We start from the raw sequence: 19,708 nt of genomic DNA, 5'->3' as shown, positions 1-19,708 counted from the left end.
TATTAATTGTGAAGGCATAATTGAAGAAATGAATAGCAAATCAGGGCTCTCCCAGCCGTTCAAACAAAAAACGCACTACCTCTGGTCTTAGAAGTTTAGTGCTTTTTTTATATCCAAATTGGGTAAGTTCTTCTAAATAAGTATTGATCCAAGAAGAAAAGGTTTTGGTGCACACATTGTACAAAGCTGCTAATTCATATTTATAATAGGCCCTAATTTTGGTCGGCTGTTCTCCTTCAAAATAGATCGTTGTATTAGAATTCTTCATAACTACTCCCAATTTGTTTTTGTTTTTCTATAATCAACTCTTCGCCTAATACACTTCCTAAAAATCCACCGATCAGAATAAAAGGATATGTTTCTTTTGGGGCATATTTCTTGGCTGCCATGAATCCAAGCATACTTCCCATTAATGCTAATCCTGCTTTCTTGGTGTTTTTGGATAATCCCATCTTCAGTTCAAACGATTTATAAATAATAATCCTCCAGTAGCTATCAGTGACCCCCAAGCTATCTTTTGCAATCGCCTTCTTCGTTCATCTCTAAAATCCACCAACGTTACCGTAAAGGAGTTTCCATATCGTTTTTGATGTTCCTTAGTCAGTTTCATGAATAGGCTATAATCTTCGGCATTCGCAAACACCAAACAGCCTGCAGAAAAATCATCAATCACTTTGGTAGTACCTTGTTTTCTGGCTCGATGGATATTGATTCCAAACCTCCCGTTATCTTCTACTCCCGATTCAAACCATTTAAATATTCCTTTCCGCTTATAATTTCGGATCACATTCACATCCTTTTGTTGTACTAAGGCTGGATAAATGCCTCGATGTAATCCAATGCCATAGGCATGTTGATATTGTCCTTTTTTTAGGAACGGCGTTCCTCTTGGATGTAATGGATTATCCAACCAATATTGTCCCGGATCTGTAGTAGCCTTAAAGATATGATATACCCATTTTCCTTGATCATTCGTATAGAATACATGAATCTCATCATCAAATTGATTGCTGCGTACGAAGCGACTTCGATACCCTACAATATTTAATTCATAGGGTTTTCGGTAAACCTTGTACCCTTTACTTCGTAAAATCTGTAGGCTTTTGGATAACATCAATTCACAATTTATAGTATACTTACATTCTGAACAGGAGCAAATACGGTCTCTCCAGATTGTGTTAGGATCTGGGTGGTTCCATTTTTGATTCCGGTAATATATCCAATGACGGTTTTGGGTAATACTTCAGGAACGATAAAGGTGCCATCTTGTGATTTTAATAGCGTAGGTTTTCTTACAATAGCCAAACTCCATTCATTCTCTATTTGGTCTCCTACCGAATCAAAATCTTCAAGACCGTTAAGGCTTGGTATAAACCACACATCTCTCGTATTTTGCTTAAGCCCCATTCTTCGAAATTCTGCTCTTATTTTAACCTTCTCCAGTTCTTTTTGTCGAAATGCCACACTTAAAAGGGCATTGACTATTGAAGTTACTCGTATGCCTAAGATTCTTACATTCTGAAAAAAGGTACTAACCTGACGATATTGATTTACATTTTGGATCTTCTTTAATCCGTTCAATACTCCAAAAAGGTTTCGTTTGTTGGCTGCTCCTATGATTTCATTAGCAATCATCCCCGGATTAAATCCGGAAGTGCTTTTTTCTTTTCCAACCAGGCTAGTAAACTGACTTTGAGTTAATGCTGATGGATATCCTGCTACTCTTAAGGCGCGTTCAGTTCCTCTACCAAAGATCCCATCCGGTTGCCCGGCTCGTAAACTGGTTTCTTTGATGATGAGTGCTGCTTGTTCTCCTTTGTTTAACAGTGCTTTTTGTATCATTTGCACTAAAGATCCTCTTGCTCCTCTTCGTAATGGGAAACTGCTTGAGGAAGCCACAGGAAGTATGGGTCGGGTAACAATATCTCTTGGTGTTGGAATGGTTATTGGTTCTTGTATGCTTCGTTGCTGAGCCCTTCGGTTTCTAAAGAAAATAAAGGCCAAATATCCACCTCCTAGCAATGCAGCAATCCCCAGACCATACATCACATATTTCTTTTGTGAATCTTTCTTTCTAATTGGGTTCTTCTTAGGTTGCTTTTTTAGTGTCATTTGTTTTTTCATCACTTATCGTTTAGCATTTATGATCTCCTGAGCAATGGTAAATTCCTGGGTACTGAGTTCACTTTTTAAATCACTGGCAAGGTTCTTTCCGAACAGATCTTTATAGGCTCGTTGCACCCTTCGCATCATCCATGTATTCGGAATTTGCTCTAGCGTTCTATACACCGCTTCTTCATCAGTTCCCCAACCAAAGGCATTATCATTTTCAAAGGCCATTTTAAGTTGCGTAGCAAAAGATGCCGGGTTGCCTTCTTTCAAGATTTGACCTTCTCTAATATTTCTTTTAAACGAACGCCAAATCGCTCTTCCAGCAAAGAACACTCCTAATCCGAAAGCTGTGGATAGTAGTACCGTGTTAACTTTCGAATTTACCTTGACTTTGGGTTTGTTTTTAATCGCCTGCACTGCTAGTGCTGCTGGGAGTGCCATATTTATCGTTTGTTAATTTTCATTTTCACCAGGTTTCTGATAAAAGCATCATTTAGAAATAATTGTTCCATCTTGATAATGCCCCTGGCTTTAAAATGTTTGTTCATCGTTTCAAAAGCTTTTTTTACCTGATGTGCTTCTGCTTTGTCTTTTACATCGATGTTTACGGTTATGGGTGTGATCATTGTTTTTCTTTCTTTTTAAGTTGTTGTACATAATAGGTTACTTTCTGAAGTATCTGTTGGTCTTCTTTGATACGCTCTCCTAATTGAACCATTAGTTGCATGACTTGTTCGAATTGTTCTTCGGTAAACACCTCAGTGAAGTGATTTAAAATTTGAAGTAAATACTCCTTGTCTTCTTCATTTTCATCTGCCACATCGTGGCTGAGACCTATGCTTCCTAGTGTTCCTGCGATCCCTTTCATCTGATTGGGGTACTGTTTGGCTAATCCAGAGATAGCACCAGGAAGCAAGGCCTTACCTAATTCAACCAGTCCTAATTTTTTGACCAAAGCTTCGATCTCCTCTTGTTTGGCTTCCGTTTCTTTCTTTGATTTTTCCAGTTTCTCTTCTAATGTCTTGATCTCTTTTTCTTGTTGAGTACTCTGTTTCTTCTGGGCTTCGAAATCTCGTTTCATCAGCTCGTCCTGAAGCATCGCATGTACCTTTTGATTGACTCCACTCAAAGTTTGTTGATTGCTTTCTGAAATCTCCTCCAGTTTGTTTTTCAGGTTTTGATTCTCTAACACCAACCGCTGAATCGTCAATTTATCTTCTACCTGAGGCAGGTCATTAGCTCTATTCGGTACTGCGGGCAATGTCTTCACTTGAGATTCTTGTGGCTCCGGTTTTAAAACCGCCAACTTGCTTTGGGCCGTACTGAGTTTGTACTTTACATAGGCACTTTCATTATCTATCCCTAGTCGATCCATCTCCTGGTATTGCTCATCAGTTAGCCTCACCGATCCCGGTTTTCTTTGTCGTGCTTCCATCATCTTTGGTTTTTAGAATCACCTGTATAAATCGTATCGTTCGTTGGTACTTTCGGGTATTGATAATCTCTATTCGATCACCATGTTCATGGCTGTTTTCTGTTATCCCTTGGGTGTACCAATTTGTATACTTTCCGTAACTGGATTTTACAATCAATCCCCAAGCGATATGGATGATCAACCAGAGTTCGTTATACGCCTGAAACTTCAAGGTTCCATTCGGTGGAATGATAAACTCTCGATATACAATTCGATACTGATCGTATCCTCGTTCTTTAGCTCTTCTCTGAGCATACTGCAAAGCAAACTCTTCACGCATAGCGTGTCTTTTTATCTCACTCTTGCGGGTGATTGATTAATAATTTAATTTTTCACATCTACTTCCTCCGGTGCTTCCTCGATAAGCAACCATACCGTAACTTCATAAGGATACTCTGCTTCTCCTTGATCTTCGAAAGTGGCTGTGATATAATCTGTATTCCCAGATTCTTCTACCGGATGTACTTTGTATTGCTTTGTGGGATTCTCAAAATCTACAAACTCATCAGTAACCTTTTCCAGTTCCTGCATTTCCATATTAGAAAAGCCTTCTGTCGAATGCACTTCTTGTTCGCTATAAAACAATCCTCTTTTCTGAAATAATGATAACACTCCTAAAACCATAATGGTTAATCTTCTGGGTTATACGTAATCCAAGCAAATCCAATTAAACGTTGACTCCATAGGTAATACGGTACAGGATCACATTGTCCGGGATATTGGACATTTACTTTGATCGGGTCTTTTAACTGATCTACAAAATCGTCTTCAAAGAGATAGGGAAACTGATCCGTGACCGGATGGGCATAATACCACCAGGTATTCTTATTGTCCGTTTGTCGAATTCGCACATCGGGTGGATACTTAGTAGTATACACTTCTCCTTCATTGAGATTTAAAAAACGAGTATCTGTTATTTGAGCATTCGAAACTCCATAATACAATCGAGAAGGAACCGGGGCATCACTGCAATAATTTACTTGGTTGGTTGTGAGCATCCCAATCACAGCATTGGAAGAAAAAGGAAGTTTGGCCGCTGCGTTTACAAATTGATTTTCCCTAGTTATCTTAAATCGTATTGGGACAAACTTCCTGCGGACTATAACCGCTTTTGCTTCCTTTTTATTGTGTGTATGGATCTTACATTTCATAGATTAACATTTAATGGCCGCTATGCGGTCTCTTCAATTAATACTACCAAGCTTACCCGATATCCTTTTTCGAAAGGCACCTTAGGATGATCTTTATCTTCAAACCGTATTTTTACCAAAAGATCACCCGGTAATACCTCACCCAAATCAAAGAATCGTTCTCTTGGGGCTACACTTACCGAAGCCATCAGGATCTTACTATCAAAACCATCTGGAAACAGTTCTTCTCCGCCAATTTCAATACGCTGGCTTCCTCGGTAATAGAGCCTATTTGGATGATCTGAGATCAGTTGTAGCCCCTTCACCAACTTGGTATGCTTTGGGAGTTCCAGATTGTCTATGGTTACCAAACTATTGGCTTTTGTTACCTTGAAGGGAAACGTGATGCGGGTTTCTTTGGTTTTTTGCTCCATCGGTTATGTTCTTTAGGCTGGGATGGTTACCGTTCCTGCCAATACTACTTTGATCAATGCTTTCTCTGGAGCATCTTCTCCCAATTCGATATTGAACTCAAATTCTTCATCGTCTCTAATAAAGCGTGGACTTTCCAGATAATAGGTTCCCAGATTACTCATTAGATTGTTATCGGTCACAAACTCCTGCATGGGACGCTCATCAATGATGGTCTTTTTATTGGCAACTAGGGAAAAAACTCCGTTTTGTAATCCAGACACTTCTTTAATGCTTCCAAAATCAGTTTGTTTGATTACTTTTTTGAGTTGAGAATCGCTTCCGGGAAGATCACCTTCAATCTCTGCAGCTAACAGGATGATTCGATTGCATAAAAACAAACGGTCTTTCTGAAGTTTGGCTTGGGTGACATTGGTAATCCCAATCTCCTTGGCATCCTGGGTTTCAAACATATCGATATTGGCACGGTTCCCGGCAAACTTGATCGAATAGTAAGCAGCATCTGCTAATTGTAGCCTTCCTTCTTTGATATCCATAGCTACTTTTACCATAGCTGGATCGTGTTTTTTGGCCTGATCTCTAAGTGAGATATGCGCATTGACAATCTCTAAAAACTGAGATCTGGAACTTTTTATCATTGTTTTCATTGTAATTAGTATTAAGTAGTTAGTATTGAGTAATGAGTATTAAGTCTTTCAAGTACTTGGTACTATGTACTTAAGCCTTTGTACTACTTCACGCTACTGCATTAAGTTCTGTTATAACTTCTGCTCCGTTTAGGGCTTCGATATCAATATTGCCTATATCTCCGGTAGCTGTTCCTTCTATAAATTCTTGTTGGATATCGGCAGTGGGTAAAGGTTCACCTGCTTCAATCTTTTGGATAATATCATCTACCTCCTGGGTATCAAAATCTCCTTCATCTACTACTTCAGATCCCATAAACACCAAGGGGCGATCTTCAATATTCCCAAGTGATAGTTTTTGAGCTAATGATGGAGACAGTTTATCTAAATAGAGCTTTTTACCAATGGCTTTGAGTGAAGTAACTGTCCTGTCTTTGGCTTCTTCCAGATCGTCTTTGATGCCATCGATGCCTTGAGTGGTTTCTGATTTCTTTGAAAATCCATTGGAGAAGGCCATACCCACTCCTGCGGAGGTAATCCAGTCCTTGCCGTAGTAGGCTCCCCCGAAAATGGTCAGCGCCCCAATAACGAGGGAATGCCTGCCTACGTAAGAGCCTGCGACCATGCCTAGTACGCCTGAGCTTAGGTGTTTTCCTACTTCTAATAAGCTATCTTTTGCATTTGCTTTTTTCATGATTATTTAATGTTTAGTTCATCTAAGCTTTCAATGAAAGCTATACTTTTGAGCATCATATCATAGAGTATTGTGTTGCTCCGAAGAATAAGTCAAGCACCCTGAAAGCATTTTATAGTAACGCCTTGGGAACTAATTTTTCCGGGGCTTTTTTCTTGATATTTCTTTTTCTGGCAATCGTATGCCCTTTAGTGAATCTTCCTAACGCATCTCTCCCTTTAGATTTTGATTTCTTGGGAATTCCTGAAACGGGTTTGCTTGATTTTTTATTCGATCGCATGGCAATCACCACTCCTCCTGCAGCCACCAATCCAACTGCTCCGATAAGTAATGGAGTTTTGTTTCTCTCGATCCAGGGCTTCTTTTCTGTAGAAGTGCTGGTAGTTCGGTTTCGTACCACACGATTTTGAGTGGTAACTACGGAAGTAGGTCTATTTCTTCTAAAAAAAGGGGAGGGCCTGAACCCAGAAGTTCTTGGAATACCGGTTCTTATGGGCGTATTGGTTCGTGATGGTGGCAATGAAGGAACCAATCTTCTTGGTTTTTGAAACAAGGTTTGTGCTTGTTGCTTTACCTTTTGTGCCCGGCCAAAGATATTACCTATCTTACTCAGCACAGTTGAAATGCTGGCGACAGCTCCACTCGCAGTTGCCATGGCAGGTCCGGTAGCGACGGCTCCTAGTCCATCAACTTGTACTTCATTATTTAAAAAGGCTTCAAATGTATCCAGATCTGATTCAACGACGAACTTTTCGAAAGGATCATTAAATAGCTCAGGTTCATTATCAATTGTCCCTAAACCAAAGCCACTAAGTGGTACTTTTCGGTCTTTGTTCCCTTTTCCGCGTAAAATGGCTTTTCGAAGATTTCTACCTCTTCCTCCTGCTATTCGATAGATCTTTTCTGCTTTGGAAACCGCTTTTTTAAGCTTACGAAACTTGCCCATATCAATCCCCATTCTCTTTGCCTGAGCTTCGCTCAGATACCCGAAACGTAGTCGACTGGCCACCTTCATCATATCCGCTTTCATCGCCAGTAAAAATCCATTTCTTAAAAGGATGGTGGCTGGGTTTAAAAATCGATTGAAGGTTCTAACCACGGGTTTGATCACTTTTCTACCAATATTTTTGGTGAACTTTTTTAGGCCTCTTCCTATTTTTCTAAAGAATCCATTCAATCCATCAATTACATAGATATTCTCTTCGGCATCGGCATACAATACCACATTTCCATCTTCATCGAATATCTCATAAGCAATTTCTGGGGCATCATTGATGCCTTCAAGTATGAAATCGGGTTGTGTATCCATAACTTCCATATGATCTATTCCTGCGGCATCCAAGCCGTCCAATCGATGTAATTCCATAACAGTTAAAATTTTTTCAATATTCAAATCTCAAATTCCAAAGCCTTAGCCTTAGCTGATATTTGCTTTCGATTTTGTGTTGGTTTTTGTTTTTCGTTTACTAAATAGTTTTACTACGCCTGCCCCTGCAGCAATGGATATAGTGGTGATCAGAAAAAGGTCTAATAATCCCAAATCATAGTATTTTCGATTCATCTTTCCAGTAGGTGCTCTACTATGCAATCGGAACGGAGATAGTACTTTTCCTTGTTTTGCCTTTTTTGATAATGCCTTTGGAATAGAGCAACCTCGCGAGTTTGGGAAAATTTCTAAAGGTGTGTAAATCCTGTGTAATGAAATACGAGGCTGCTCTAAGGCATTGAGTCCGATAGCCAGGGTATCTACACCGCTGAGTTCGGATATGGGTTTTATATTTATAGTGTCTTTGACAAGGATATCTTTCTTTTCTGAATAGGGAACTTCATAATTAAATCGATCATTGACACAATCCAGGATAATCTCTTTTCCTGCACTGTTGACCACCGGATATACATGTTGGAAATGTTGTTTTCCTCCATATTTAGTAATTCGGATCGTATATGGAATACCCATGTTGGACAAAATACTACCAATAAATACCGTATAGCAATCGCAATCTACTCCGCTTTTACGATCAGCCCAGGTTCTAGACGGTCGACGCACTTGTTCAACTCCTCTTTTATCCATTTTGTATTGGATGTGGCCATACACGAAATGCCAAATTTTTCTACAGCTGTCAGCCACGGTCTGACTTTTTAGTTTTTGAGCAAGTAAAGCAGTATCTGATAGCGTTTCAGCAATCACTTGTTGCATCAATTTTAAGGTATCACTGAGTTCTGCCATACCTCTTCCTTTTATCACCGAGTCTTTTTGAACACTCTTTGGAATCAAAGGATCGTATCGTCTTCCGGGGTTAATATGTCTAAGTGCTTGTGCCTGCATTAGAGTTGTAAAAGGATGTTTTCTTGTTTTTCATAAGGCAATCCGTTAACTCTTGTGATTACCTGGGTTTGAATATTGAGTTGAATCGGGTTTCCGGATCGGATATCACTCACCATTTTAGTGCCTAATATCTGAATCAAGGTGAGCCAACCTGCCGATTGTATGGTGAGATCAAAATTTTTTTCGCTATTTTCTTCTACCTGGATCACTGCATTTTCTACTGCAGAAGTTCCCAGAATCTTATCCTTGAATAAAATCTTTACAAAAGGATGTTGTATTCGTAGACTTACCGGGTTTGGATTTTGAAGGGTCACTTCTGCTTTTAGTTCGATACCGGTTAAGTTCACCTTATGGATCCTTACCCGAATCCTTGAGGTGATATTGGTACTCGCCCTTTGCAAGCGAGATAGGTATCGAATCGAAAAAAAAGCTGCCAATCCTCCGGCAATCCATTTAAACATACTTCCTTGTTTTATCTCAAAGGAATAGTTTTACATGATCTCTTACAAATGAGCTTGTTTAAGCCTGTTTTGGTTATGGTTTTTTGTAGTATTTATGGTAGCTTGGTGATGTAGAAGGAGCTTGTTTACACCTATGGTATACTCTTGGTTCTTGACATCTAAAAAAGCTAAAAACAACCTAAAATACTACGATGGAAATGAGATTTTGGAGTAAGGCAGAACTTGCTATTCGATTTGGAATAAGTCGAGAAACGCTTCGATTAAAACTAAAGGAAATTGAAGGATTAAATACCGGGCGAAGGCAATTGCTGTATCCTTATGAGGTACGGATGGTGTTTAAGGCGTTTGGGGTGGAGCAAAAAATTAATTAAGTGGGGTTAAAATTAAACAATGCTCTACAATAGGGTGCATTCTTCTTAAGAAAGGCTTCCATTGATTCTTTTTTAGAGTATTCCCTTTTTTGTTCATAAGCAATGCAAAGTACCCAAGCAACTATTAACTTGAGTAAAAATAAAATAGAAGAAAATCTTTCAAACTTTTTTTCAAGACTTATTATTATACTCTCATTATAATTACAATTTAAAACTTCTCCTATTTCAATGTAGGTCTCACAACTTTTTTCTGCTATTTTTCTGAACAATCTAATAGTTCTCCTATTTTGTCTTATCAACTCTACTGCTTTTTCTATCATTGCGATAGATTCATCAATATTTTTTCTTCTCAAATAATTATTCAAAGCAATGGCATTTAATCGCCAAACTTCGTATGTACTTGAAAGATTTACAAGGTCTATTTTATGCATTTCCAATAGCCCTTCTTCAAACCTACCATATAATGAAAATACAAGTGACTTAAAATGTAAATAGGCAAAATTCATCTCTTTACTAGAATAAAACATTTGGGAACTTCTATAATTTTTAAAAATATGTTCAACATCTGGTTGCTTAAATGAATTAACGATTTTACGAAAAGAAAAATATATCATAACGCCTAAAACAATAATCAAGATCAAACTGAAAAGGAGTATGAATAACCAACTATTGGAGTTTATTTCAAACACTACAGGAACTATTGAAAAAATTAAAATGGTAATGGTAAAAAAAACAAAATAGACCAAAAATTTATTCATAACTAATTGTAATTATTGATACTAAAATACAAAACACAGAAGGCTTAAATAAAAAAGTTTGGCACAAAAAATGAATAAGCAATTAAAAATCGGAAAATTATTAGGCTTTTTATAAAAAGAATTACCCCAATAAATAATTTTTAAATTTGGATCAATCATGAAAAGTAGTTCTTTAAATCTTAAGTATAATTCAATAGTTCAGAAAACTATTAATTGGAAGACAATACAATCTCCTTCTTTATTAATAATATTTTTAACACTGTTAATAGGAATTAGTAAATCACTAAATGAATCAATTCTATTAAAGGGTGAGGCTCTTGTAATTTGTTTTCTCATTTTAATATTTCCAATTATTAGTTTTTGCTCAATTCGATATATATCTACTAAAAGGAAATATTTTGGCTTACAGATAATCCACTTAGTCTCTTTGGTTTTTACTTCAGTTTTATCATTCCCAATAATTAATTCAAAACTACAAGATAAAATAGTACAAAATGAATCATTGGAAGTAGCTTATGTGTTTGTATTTTTCAGTTGTTACCTCTTTATGAAAGAACTTATTAAAGCAATTGACAATCAAACTATACTTGATCGCAAATATTATCTAATTATGTTACCTCAGGTAATATTACTATGTATACATTTTGCTTTTTTTGACAAAACAGATTTTTTAAAGATTCTAATTTTGCTCTCTATTGCAATTCATTTTCTCTATACGGTACATCTTAATATTCATAAGAAGTTTCCTTTAATCAAATTTTTAATGCTTAACACAAACGGAATCATTTCGTTAGCATTCTTTATTATGGTCTTTAATAATTGGGCATTTTGTATGTTAATACTCTTAGTTATTCTAATAACCCTTTGGGGAATTATTGATGTGGATAAAAAAAATTACAAAAAAATATTTGAGGTAGATAATCTTAAAAAGGAGTTCAATGCAAGAAAACAAATGCTTACTAATTTATCTCATAAATTTCGAACTCCTCTTACCAAAATATCTCTTGTAATCCAACGTAAACTAAATGAAACTAGCTTATCAGAAAAGGACAAAGAAGAATATGAATTAATTCTAAAAATCATACAACAACTTGCAAATCAAGCAGGAGAAATTTTGGAATACTCCAATTACAATGGCGTTTTGGATATCTTTGAAAATGAAATAAATAAAATCGTAATTCCTGAAGAAGAGGTATCGGAAGAAGTCAAAAACTTAAACCCAAAAAAGAGAGAAAAACCTTTAGTATTAATTGTAGAAGATGATCAAGTAATCAGGAAATACCTTAAGGTAAAATTTGAAACTCTTAATTATCTAGTTAAAACAGTAGAAAATGGTAAAGAAGGAGTTAAATTTGCCAAAAAGCTTATTCCGGATGTTATTATTTCTGACATCATGATGCCTAGTTCTGATATTGATGGAATCTCCTTAACAATACTTTTAAAAAATGATTATGCTACTGAGGATATTCCTATTATTTTACTTTCTGCCAAAGCTAGTTCTGATGATATTTTGGAAGGAACTAAAATGAAAGCAGATGCTTATATTACTAAACCACCTCCACTTGGTGTCTTAGAAGAAAAAGTTTCTAATCTGATAAATATAAGATGGCATTTCTGGGCAAAGTACAAGGATTCATGCTTAAAACTTACTCCAGCACAATTTACTTCTCATGATGTAAAGCTGATTAAAAGGATTAATTCAGTCTTGAAAGAAAAACTCTTCAACAAAGAGTTTGGAGTAAAAGAATTTGCATTCGATTTGGGAATAAGTCAAAAGCAGTTAGGTCGTGAGATATCGCGCCTATACCATAAAAAACCATTGGAGTATATCCATTTTCGAAGAATTGAACATGCATCATACTTACTTACAACTTATGTGAAAGAATTTGTTGGAGAAATTGCTGAGTTAGTTGGATATGAAAATGAAGAAACTTTTCGGAAATATTTTAAAAAATTCTACAATTGTTCACCTTCAGAGTATAGAAAAAACAATTAAATCACTGTTTTAATTATTACTTTTTGACTTCATACCTTTAAAACCTCCTTTATTTACTAGGGTTATCAAAGAGTGTCCATTTTGAGGGGTGTTTTAGTCGTTTTTGATCCTACGTACTTGTACGGTTTTGCCATAGCTTTGACTCAAAACTAAACAAGTGCGCACTTAATAGTTTGAAAATTAATGATAGTCAGAAAGTCTTATTTGCTTTCTGAATTACAAAATTTATTAATCTAAAATTATTAAGTAATGAATGATTTAATTTTATTAGTTAACCAAATCAACCTTAAAAGAGCTGTTAAACTTATTTTATCTAGAAAAAAGTTTTTGGATGAATTAATAAAAACTTTTTGCTTGTTAACCTTATTTTCAAGTTCTCTTGTTTGTTCACAACAACCAGGGATCTACAAATTTGAAACTGCTTTAAAAAGCAACATGTATTTGGATGTTAAATGGGCAAATACCCAAAATGGTACTCCATTACATTTATGGCCAGGGAATAATGGTAAAGCGCAAAAATTTATCCTAGAAAATGCAGGGGAAGGATATCTGTATATTAAATCAGCTTTAGGCAAGTATTTACATGTTCAAAACAGATCTAATAAACCAAGAGCCCTTGTATTAATATGGAGTGGTAAAGGAAATGATAATACTAAATGGAAATTTATAAAAGCAGGTAATGGTTATTATTATTTAAAATCGAAAAAAGGAACTTTTTTGGATGTTCAATGGGCATCCACTAAACCAGGTACTCCAATATGGATGTGGTCATATAATGGTGGAAATGCTCAGAAATGGAAATTAATTGATTTAAATAATCCAACATCTAACTATCCTTCAAAAAAGGTTTCTGGGCGTGTTGTTCGAGGAAAAGCGCAATATAATACTCAAGAAAAAATTCTTAAAGAGGATTACGATGACGAAAGTCTACAACAGTATTGTACCTTCAAACAAATTTCTGTCGATGAAAGTTCACAAGAAGATATTGGTTTTCTAATTACATCTGGTGATGCATCCGAAGTTTATCCTGGAGCAATTTACAAGAGTAATGCATTCACCGAAGGAACCTATGCTAGACCAAATTTGAAATATCAAGATTACAAAATTACAATTGATTTAGTAAGTAGTTCAAGTGGGAATACAGGTAAAAAGGTTCAAGCCGATGACCAAGGAAATGTTTATAAATCGGATGTTTATAATGCCATGTCTGATTTAATAAAGGTAAATCAAAGTGTTATTAACCCAGCCAGTTTCACATATACAATTCATAAGATTGAAGATCAGAGAGATTTAGATGTTATGGCTTATGGTGAATTTAATGGTTTTGGGGCTTCATTAAAGGCAGAATTTAATTACTCTCGAAAAACTAAGAAAAATCTCTATGTTGTAAGATTTCATCAAAAGTATTATACAATTTCCTTAGACCGTCAAAATATTGTTGATGTTAATAAGTCTCAAGATCAAGTTAAGAATGATGATGTTTACATTTCTGAAGTAACTTATGGAAGAGCTGGGTTTCTGAAGATAGATTCCGACTACGACGAGGAAACTATACGTGGAGCTGTAGAGGCAGCCTACAAAAACATTAATTACAATCTTAAGTTAAAAGGAGGGGTTACTCTTAGGCAAGTAGCAAATGATTGGCGTTTTACTGCTTATGCTGTTGGAGGGGATAACCAAACTTTTATAAATCTTGAAGGTTTCAATCGCTGGGTTAAAATTTCGAACTGGAGACCAGAAATAGCTCAAGTCCCAATAGGGTATAAACTTAGTTTTATAAATAATCATCAAATTGCAGATGTTAGAGTAACCGCTAAATACACAAAAAGAGAATGTCGCCCTTACACAGCAACTAGAGTAACATTTTTGGGAATAGAAATATCTAATGGTTGGCATAATGACGATTGTACTAGAATCGGTCACGACATATATATTTCCATGGCTAAAGTTGATAATAAAGGAAATATAGAAGAATACTACAATGGCTTTAAACAAGATAGATCTGTTTCTACAAGACCAATACTTAGTCAATGGTCTCAACATGAAGGTTATCATCGAGGAAGAAAAATATTTATAAAAAGACCGAAAGAAATAATCCGGGGTGGCACAATTAATGTTGACAATCCGAAATCTGTTCCAACATATGTAGAATTTAAAGTAGATCAAAAAGCCTATGAAAATAATCAAGTGATTTTAATATTAGAACATAAATTAAACTCTTGCCATAAATGGGGTGATTTTAGTACTGATTTTAACTGCGGAATAAGAACAAAAAATGGAAAGTTTATTGTTACAAAACGTTTAAAAAGTGATTTATTATCGAATAATGGTTTAGAAGGTAAGGTCTTCAATTCAGGCAACATCCCAACTGAGAACAATGATAGATGGAATCATAAATGGAAAGTATGGTATAAAGTGAAGCAATTCTAAAACTAATTTAATGACAGTTAGTTTATAAATGAGCCCATGAGATTTCATGGGCTTATCTCCATTACAATACCCTCACCCCATTCTTAAACTTAGCCAACTCTACACCTTTAACTCGATTTTCATAGATAATAGCAGTTTCCCAGGTACCTTTTAGTTTTCCTTGAAGTAACATTTTTTCTAATCTTTGCATTCCGAGAGCTTTATTGAGTTTTGAATTTCGATGACTTCGGTCCAGAGAGTAGAAGGTACGAGAACTTCCATCGTAAAAATAGACTACACATTTGGTTAAGGCTATTTGGGGTAGGTTGGTTGGCATCATAGTGTAGACAATTTGATCAATATTCGTTGTAAACTTTGTTCATAGGCTTTAATAAGGGCCTCATCTCCATAATTGGCAATGCGTTTACGTTGTAAACTGAACAATTGTAAACGGGATTTGTGTTTGTGTTTTCCTTCTCCTTTATGATGTGCGAACCATTCGGCTTCGGTTTTCTGGATCAGGATCTGGTTTCTGATATTTCGTTTTAAGGTTTCTTGTTTGATAAACCACTCATAGGTTTTGTTGAATCCATTTTTCTTGTTTTCAGGATGGAAATACAAATGTGCAGGAGGAACCCATCGATTAGGATTTCGCTCTAACCATCGAGATACCATATCCACCCGTTTGTAGAGGATTTCCTGGTAGTTTTTCCAATCTTTTTTACTGCCTTTAATCTTGAATTTTCGATATACCGAGGCCCAAATCTGATTCAGGATATCATTTTCTTCAGGTTGACTTAGCATAGCATCAGGATACAATATCACTTTGCTGTATTTCCAGAAATCTTTGACCAAGTTCAGTAAAAAAGCCGACTCCGACTCCCAAGTGCTTGAATTTTTCTCGCACCTGGTTTGTGATTTTGAGTCAGAAATTCGGCTTTCCTCCGTGTTCATGTCTTGTTCGTGTAGAGTTCCTGTAACATAGTTATCTTTTTGCTCGTGAGCCTGTGGGCGAACTCCTTCTTCTGGAGTTGTCATTATATCAACATCCCTATTATTACTTATTTGTTCTTGTTGTACATGAACTAATGGGTGTAAATTTTTCACTCTTTCAGAAAAAATTTCAGTATTGATCCATAATTCGATTCCGGATTTTCCATGATGTACTTCTTTGAGGATAAACCCAGCTGCTTTTAATCGCGCTTTATGATTCATAATGGTCCTAACCGTACATCCTTTACAACTTGCCAAACTTGGGTTGTAGGTTCTAAATCCTGGCATTCCCTTATCAAAGGTGTCTCCAAGTTGTATGGCCTTATTTAGTTGTTTGGCATACAATCTTGTAATCAGTTCTGCGGTAGCCCTATGGTTGGCATTAAGACGTTCTTTGATGTCTTGTTTGTTTTGATTATAGGTATCAATAAAGGATTTGGTTGCCTTAAACAGCTTCCCAAAATCATAGTTTTGCCTGTTGGGTTTATTTTCCATGTGTTTTGCTTTTTAAGGCTTGTAATTCTAGGATAGATTGCAAAATAGAATCATAGCAAAAGATGGTATGACCTATTTGCCTTGTAAACATCTGTTTATTGATTTCACCAAACTGTTTACTTACATGTTCTAAGAATTTGATTTGTTGTTTACGGCTTTCTTTTAAGAAAACGATTTGTTCGTCTAGGGTGAGCATAGTATAGTGTTTACAGGTTTACATGACAATATTTCTTTCTAAATACTCAAGGATACTTTTTTTCGAATAGCGAATTACTTTCTTTCCTGCCTGAGAAAATGTGATTTCGTTATAATCACGTAGTTCCTGTAGTTTTGACTTACTCTTAATACCCAATATACTCTTAGCTTCTTCGGCATCAATCCAATCTGTTGCAGGATCCGAAAAAGATTTCATAGCTTCAATTTTTGCATCTCTCACGGCCAATTTCATTAAACGAATAAAATCATTAAGCAACTCACTATAAGCATCAGATTCTAGTACAATTAATTTTACTCGATCTTCTTTAGGGAAATTTCCACTTTCTTCTAATGGTAGTTCTTCAATGTTTTCCATAAATATATCTTTCTAGTTTTTGAAGTACTTCTTGTCTTGCAACATATCCGTCATAAACAGTAACAAGATTTCTCAAAGGAAAAATTGTGTTCAATCTTCGAAATGATTCACTCCCAACACTAATTATTTCATTGTCAGGAAATAAACATTCTAAGTCTGATACAGGCTGTTTACAATGATTTTTTAAAGACATTTACCTCGATGTTTTATATTTTGGTGTAAAGAGAAGGATTTGAAAAGCATTAAAACAGTGGCAAAAGGATGGACCACCCCAAAATAATTTTTAACTAATTGATTTCAAGACAAATAAAATTGTTAAAACTGAACAATTAATAAAAGGATGGTCTATATTTGTGGCCATGAAATTAGAAAATTCGTTCAAGAAAACCACCCTAAAGCAACCCCCTTTTTTAGTGGAATCGTTGGATAAACTTGAAATTGGTCAGCATCTGAGGAAATTTATGGACCAAAAAGGGTACACTTGCATTAAACAGTTGGTGGATATAGGGGGACCCGCCCTTCTTAAACTAGAAGGTTTTTCTTATCTATGTCTATATGACCTCCTGAAAGTGCTGGATACTTATGGAGATATTAGTTTGTTAAGTGAGAAATAATTTAATTACTCCATCCTACCTAAATCATTAAGCATGTGTTGCAAATAACCCCGCATTCTTTCTTTAGTAATATCAGATACATTATAATATCTATTATCTAGATTCTTTACTGATATATTCTTTGTACTTTCATTGTAGTAAGATCTGGAAACAAATTCTATCAAGTCTTTTTTCTTTCCATGAGTGATACCTGCTTCGTAGCAGAGTTTGGTAAATAGGCTTATCTCCTCTACGGTCATATTCAGTTTAAATTTTTGGGTATTGTTATCATCCTTTGATTCTAACTCTGCCATCTTTTTTGTAAGCTCGATTTCATTGACCAAATAATCCATTATACTCGTCTTTAAGTGGGGTAATTTTGGATTGAATCTTACCTCGGTTTCTATTATTATACTTTTGTATTTCCTATGGTATTCGTATAACTGTTTTTGATAAATATTCAGGTTTACCTCTTCTTCAAGTTGAGATTTGATCTCTTCAATAACACCGAAATAGATTTTGAAAGTATAGAAATCGTATCTAATAAAAAATTCAACCAACTTCTCAATAGAAGGTTTAGGCTCAGTGTTTAGCAATTCATATAGAGCATTAATAAATATAGAGTAATACTGTCTATTATTATAGGTTAGAAAACTTCTCTTATCTTGAATCGTTTTATTCAAAAAACGGACTAACTCTTCATTAATTTGGTCCGGCAAATTGATTGCTCTAAGCTTTTTTACTAGTTCTCTCACTTTTTTTTGATGAGAAGCGATAAACCACAGCTGCTGGGTATATGAAATTTCTAAGTCCTTGTCCATATATGATGGATAATGGTTTTCTATAAAGTCTAACACATAACTTAAATTGGTGTAGATTATCTTATAGATATCTTGTGTCTTTTTTTTATCAGAGATTTGAAATACAGATATTCTGTCTTCATCATAAAAATAATGCTGTTCGATGGTTTTTAAGTGTCCATTAATGAGCATCTGTAAATCATGTACTGTCTTTTTAAAGTCTTTTACATTTCTGTTATTCTCGAAGAAATCTGTGTACAATTCTTTTTGGATGCTTTTACAGATTAATTGTATCAAGATATCATAGTAGTAAAACTTAAGATGTTGATATGAAAGTTCTTCCAAATCAAAATCTCCAATAAAATATTTTTTCAATTCAAGATAGTGTCTAGCCTTAAGTTGTACCTTATTTTTTATGAGAAAAGAATATAGTTCTTCTCTTGGTATTTGCGATACCCCAGGTCGCAAATCATCATGAAAAATACGATACAGAATATCCATATACTCCATACAGTAAGATGTTTGTGTTGAATTAGTATTCTTTTGTTTTCCAATTTGACCAGTTTCGGTTTAAGGTAGGACTACTGGTGACTATAAATGAACCATAATTATTCACTGAACACACTTTAATAATGTCCAATAATAATTTTGACTCTGAGCCAATAGTTAATGTTATAAAAACAAGTATTCCGCGCCCCCCAGACGAGTAAACTGTATTCCTTTAATCTAAAATTGTAATAATACTAATCTATAAACTATCTTACTTTAGTTAATTTTTTGTGTTATTTCTTCTGTCAATTCAATGACCCCGTTTTCATTTAGTTTACCCTCCTTATAGACAACTTTGATTCTTTCTGTACCAACAATAGCATTATAATTTTTATCGCAATCATAAGTTTTAATAGTATCAGCCACATAAATTCTATAGTCACTTTTAATTGTCATACTTTCTATACATTCATAACATGGGTCTGGGCCGCAATAACCTATAGAAATAGGCTTTGAGTTAATACGCTCTCCATTTAATCTGTATGTTGTTATAATTGGAATGAAACAATCTGCTGATCCAAGAGTGATGGTAGTAATGTAATTCCCATTAGAAGGAATTATTCCATAAATATGTTCATATTTTGCATCAGACGAGTATTCTGAGCTTATTTCAAAATCAAGCTTCGGCAATTCAAGTATTTCATCTAAGCAACCATTAATTATTAATGGTAACTCAACCTTTGGGAACTGATCCATAAAAACTTGAAATTGATCATTTACTTCTTGAGTTTCTGAAATTGGTTTTTCACTCTTTTTTGATTCTATTTTCGAATTGCCTTCATTACCCTTTCTACAACCTCCAAGTATAATCATTACAACAACTAACATTATTCTTTTCATCTAAATGAGTTCATTTATGTTTTCAAATTTCTACTTCGATTCAAACGGTAGCTTATTGTTATTGAAAAGTCTATTTAC

The 19,708-nt window shown here is 35.2% G+C and carries 27 protein-coding genes; 3 read left to right on the top strand and 24 right to left on the bottom strand.

What is annotated here, in order from left to right; genetic code table 11:
• Positions 1-40: 40 nt before the first annotated feature.
• The 16 genes from ACFSJT_RS06680 to ACFSJT_RS06605 all read right to left on the bottom strand — a co-directional run bounded on the left by ACFSJT_RS06680 (position 41) and on the right by ACFSJT_RS06605 (position 9,255).
• Positions 41-268 carry a DUF4248 domain-containing protein gene (locus tag ACFSJT_RS06680; RefSeq protein ID WP_378319446.1) on the bottom strand — a complete coding sequence of 76 codons (228 nt, stop codon included), beginning with the start codon at positions 266-268 and terminating at the stop codon, positions 41-43.
• A complete protein-coding gene (locus ACFSJT_RS06675) occupies positions 255-452 on the bottom strand; it encodes a hypothetical protein (RefSeq protein ID WP_378319445.1) in 198 nt (65 codons plus the stop codon). The genes ACFSJT_RS06680 and ACFSJT_RS06675 overlap by 14 nt, the downstream gene beginning before the upstream one ends.
• A 2-nt stretch (positions 453-454) precedes the next feature.
• Entirely contained in the window at positions 455-1,114 is a 660-nt protein-coding gene (locus tag ACFSJT_RS06670; protein ID WP_378319444.1) for a hypothetical protein, read from the bottom strand.
• A gap of 11 nt (positions 1,115-1,125) precedes the next feature.
• Positions 1,126-2,124, bottom strand: a complete 999-nt coding sequence (locus tag ACFSJT_RS06665; protein ID WP_378319443.1) for a peptidoglycan-binding domain-containing protein — start codon at positions 2,122-2,124, stop codon at positions 1,126-1,128.
• A gap of 3 nt (positions 2,125-2,127) precedes the next feature.
• Positions 2,128-2,553: a hypothetical protein gene (locus ACFSJT_RS06660; protein ID WP_378319442.1), complete on the bottom strand. Its 426-nt coding sequence runs from the start codon at positions 2,551-2,553 to the stop codon at positions 2,128-2,130.
• Positions 2,554-2,555: 2 nt separating this feature from the next.
• Complete coding sequence (locus tag ACFSJT_RS06655; protein WP_378319441.1) at positions 2,556-2,738, bottom strand: hypothetical protein; 183 nt, start codon at positions 2,736-2,738, stop codon at positions 2,556-2,558.
• Positions 2,735-3,550 (bottom strand): hypothetical protein, encoded by an 816-nt coding sequence (locus tag ACFSJT_RS06650; protein WP_378319440.1) that lies wholly within the window; start codon positions 3,548-3,550, stop codon positions 2,735-2,737. The genes ACFSJT_RS06655 and ACFSJT_RS06650 overlap by 4 nt, the downstream gene beginning before the upstream one ends.
• Positions 3,504-3,866, bottom strand: coding sequence for a hypothetical protein (locus tag ACFSJT_RS06645; RefSeq protein WP_378319439.1), 363 nt, complete (start codon positions 3,864-3,866; stop codon positions 3,504-3,506). The genes ACFSJT_RS06650 and ACFSJT_RS06645 overlap by 47 nt, the downstream gene beginning before the upstream one ends.
• A 44-nt stretch (positions 3,867-3,910) precedes the next feature.
• Positions 3,911-4,210, bottom strand: a complete 300-nt coding sequence (locus ACFSJT_RS06640; RefSeq protein ID WP_378319438.1) for a hypothetical protein — start codon at positions 4,208-4,210, stop codon at positions 3,911-3,913.
• Between the two features lie 5 nt (positions 4,211-4,215).
• Positions 4,216-4,737, bottom strand: a complete 522-nt coding sequence (locus ACFSJT_RS06635) for a hypothetical protein (RefSeq protein WP_378319437.1) — start codon at positions 4,735-4,737, stop codon at positions 4,216-4,218.
• A gap of 20 nt (positions 4,738-4,757) precedes the next feature.
• Positions 4,758-5,150 (bottom strand): hypothetical protein, encoded by a 393-nt coding sequence (locus ACFSJT_RS06630; protein WP_378319436.1) that lies wholly within the window; start codon positions 5,148-5,150, stop codon positions 4,758-4,760.
• A gap of 12 nt (positions 5,151-5,162) precedes the next feature.
• Positions 5,163-5,795, bottom strand: coding sequence for a hypothetical protein (locus ACFSJT_RS06625; RefSeq protein WP_378319435.1), 633 nt, complete (start codon positions 5,793-5,795; stop codon positions 5,163-5,165).
• A gap of 88 nt (positions 5,796-5,883) precedes the next feature.
• Positions 5,884-6,399 (bottom strand): hypothetical protein, encoded by a 516-nt coding sequence (locus tag ACFSJT_RS06620; RefSeq protein WP_378319434.1) that lies wholly within the window; start codon positions 6,397-6,399, stop codon positions 5,884-5,886.
• Between the two features lie 181 nt (positions 6,400-6,580).
• The gene (locus ACFSJT_RS06615) at positions 6,581-7,834 is read right to left on the bottom strand and encodes a hypothetical protein (protein WP_378319433.1); all 1,254 of its coding nucleotides are present in this window, start codon (positions 7,832-7,834) and stop codon (positions 6,581-6,583) included.
• Positions 7,835-7,885: 51 nt separating this feature from the next.
• Positions 7,886-8,794, bottom strand: a complete 909-nt coding sequence (locus ACFSJT_RS06610; protein WP_378319432.1) for a hypothetical protein — start codon at positions 8,792-8,794, stop codon at positions 7,886-7,888.
• Positions 8,794-9,255 (bottom strand): hypothetical protein, encoded by a 462-nt coding sequence (locus ACFSJT_RS06605; protein ID WP_378319431.1) that lies wholly within the window; start codon positions 9,253-9,255, stop codon positions 8,794-8,796. The genes ACFSJT_RS06610 and ACFSJT_RS06605 overlap by 1 nt, the downstream gene beginning before the upstream one ends.
• A 191-nt stretch (positions 9,256-9,446) precedes the next feature.
• On the opposite strand from ACFSJT_RS06605, the gene ACFSJT_RS06600 reads away from it, so the two are divergent.
• Positions 9,447-9,626, top strand: a complete 180-nt coding sequence (locus ACFSJT_RS06600) for a hypothetical protein (RefSeq protein ID WP_378319430.1) — start codon at positions 9,447-9,449, stop codon at positions 9,624-9,626.
• Here ACFSJT_RS06600 and ACFSJT_RS06595 read toward each other — a convergent pair.
• A complete protein-coding gene (locus tag ACFSJT_RS06595; RefSeq protein WP_378319429.1) occupies positions 9,623-10,384 on the bottom strand; it encodes a hypothetical protein in 762 nt (253 codons plus the stop codon). The two genes, ACFSJT_RS06600 and ACFSJT_RS06595, sit on opposite strands and share 4 nt — an antisense overlap.
• Positions 10,385-10,931: 547 nt before the next feature.
• Between ACFSJT_RS06595 and ACFSJT_RS06590 the strand changes: the two genes are divergently transcribed.
• Together ACFSJT_RS06590 and ACFSJT_RS06585 are read left to right on the top strand one after the other, a co-directional pair.
• Positions 10,932-12,380 carry a response regulator gene (locus tag ACFSJT_RS06590; protein ID WP_378319428.1) on the top strand — a complete coding sequence of 483 codons (1,449 nt, stop codon included), beginning with the start codon at positions 10,932-10,934 and terminating at the stop codon, positions 12,378-12,380.
• Between the two features lie 249 nt (positions 12,381-12,629).
• Positions 12,630-14,810: an RICIN domain-containing protein gene (locus ACFSJT_RS06585; RefSeq protein ID WP_378319427.1), complete on the top strand. Its 2,181-nt coding sequence runs from the start codon at positions 12,630-12,632 to the stop codon at positions 14,808-14,810.
• 61 nt (positions 14,811-14,871) lie between these two features.
• Here ACFSJT_RS06585 and ACFSJT_RS06580 read toward each other — a convergent pair whose 3' ends face one another.
• From ACFSJT_RS06580 to ACFSJT_RS06550, 7 genes are all read right to left on the bottom strand, one after another.
• Complete coding sequence (locus ACFSJT_RS06580; RefSeq protein ID WP_378319426.1) at positions 14,872-15,129, bottom strand: hypothetical protein; 258 nt, start codon at positions 15,127-15,129, stop codon at positions 14,872-14,874.
• Positions 15,126-16,277 carry a hypothetical protein gene (locus ACFSJT_RS06575; protein ID WP_378319425.1) on the bottom strand — a complete coding sequence of 384 codons (1,152 nt, stop codon included), beginning with the start codon at positions 16,275-16,277 and terminating at the stop codon, positions 15,126-15,128. The genes ACFSJT_RS06580 and ACFSJT_RS06575 overlap by 4 nt, the downstream gene beginning before the upstream one ends.
• The gene (locus tag ACFSJT_RS06570; protein ID WP_378319424.1) at positions 16,267-16,473 is read right to left on the bottom strand and encodes a hypothetical protein; all 207 of its coding nucleotides are present in this window, start codon (positions 16,471-16,473) and stop codon (positions 16,267-16,269) included. The genes ACFSJT_RS06575 and ACFSJT_RS06570 overlap by 11 nt, the downstream gene beginning before the upstream one ends.
• A gap of 18 nt (positions 16,474-16,491) precedes the next feature.
• Positions 16,492-16,848, bottom strand: coding sequence for a helix-turn-helix domain-containing protein (locus ACFSJT_RS06565; RefSeq protein ID WP_378319423.1), 357 nt, complete (start codon positions 16,846-16,848; stop codon positions 16,492-16,494).
• A complete protein-coding gene (locus ACFSJT_RS06560; protein ID WP_378319422.1) occupies positions 16,835-17,041 on the bottom strand; it encodes a hypothetical protein in 207 nt (68 codons plus the stop codon). Before ACFSJT_RS06560 ends, ACFSJT_RS06565 begins: the two co-directional genes overlap by 14 nt.
• A 426-nt stretch (positions 17,042-17,467) precedes the next feature.
• A complete protein-coding gene (locus ACFSJT_RS06555; protein WP_378319421.1) occupies positions 17,468-18,751 on the bottom strand; it encodes a hypothetical protein in 1,284 nt (427 codons plus the stop codon).
• Between the two features lie 255 nt (positions 18,752-19,006).
• Complete coding sequence (locus tag ACFSJT_RS06550; RefSeq protein ID WP_378319420.1) at positions 19,007-19,630, bottom strand: hypothetical protein; 624 nt, start codon at positions 19,628-19,630, stop codon at positions 19,007-19,009.
• Positions 19,631-19,708 lie beyond the last annotated feature (78 nt).

Origin of the sequence: Aquimarina celericrescens (assembly GCF_042682765.1) — a bacterium.
Taxonomy (GTDB): Bacteria; Bacteroidota; Bacteroidia; order Flavobacteriales; family Flavobacteriaceae; genus Aquimarina; species Aquimarina celericrescens.
Note: the sequence above shows the minus strand (reverse complement) of the source record. Positions and strands in the feature narration are given on the sequence as shown.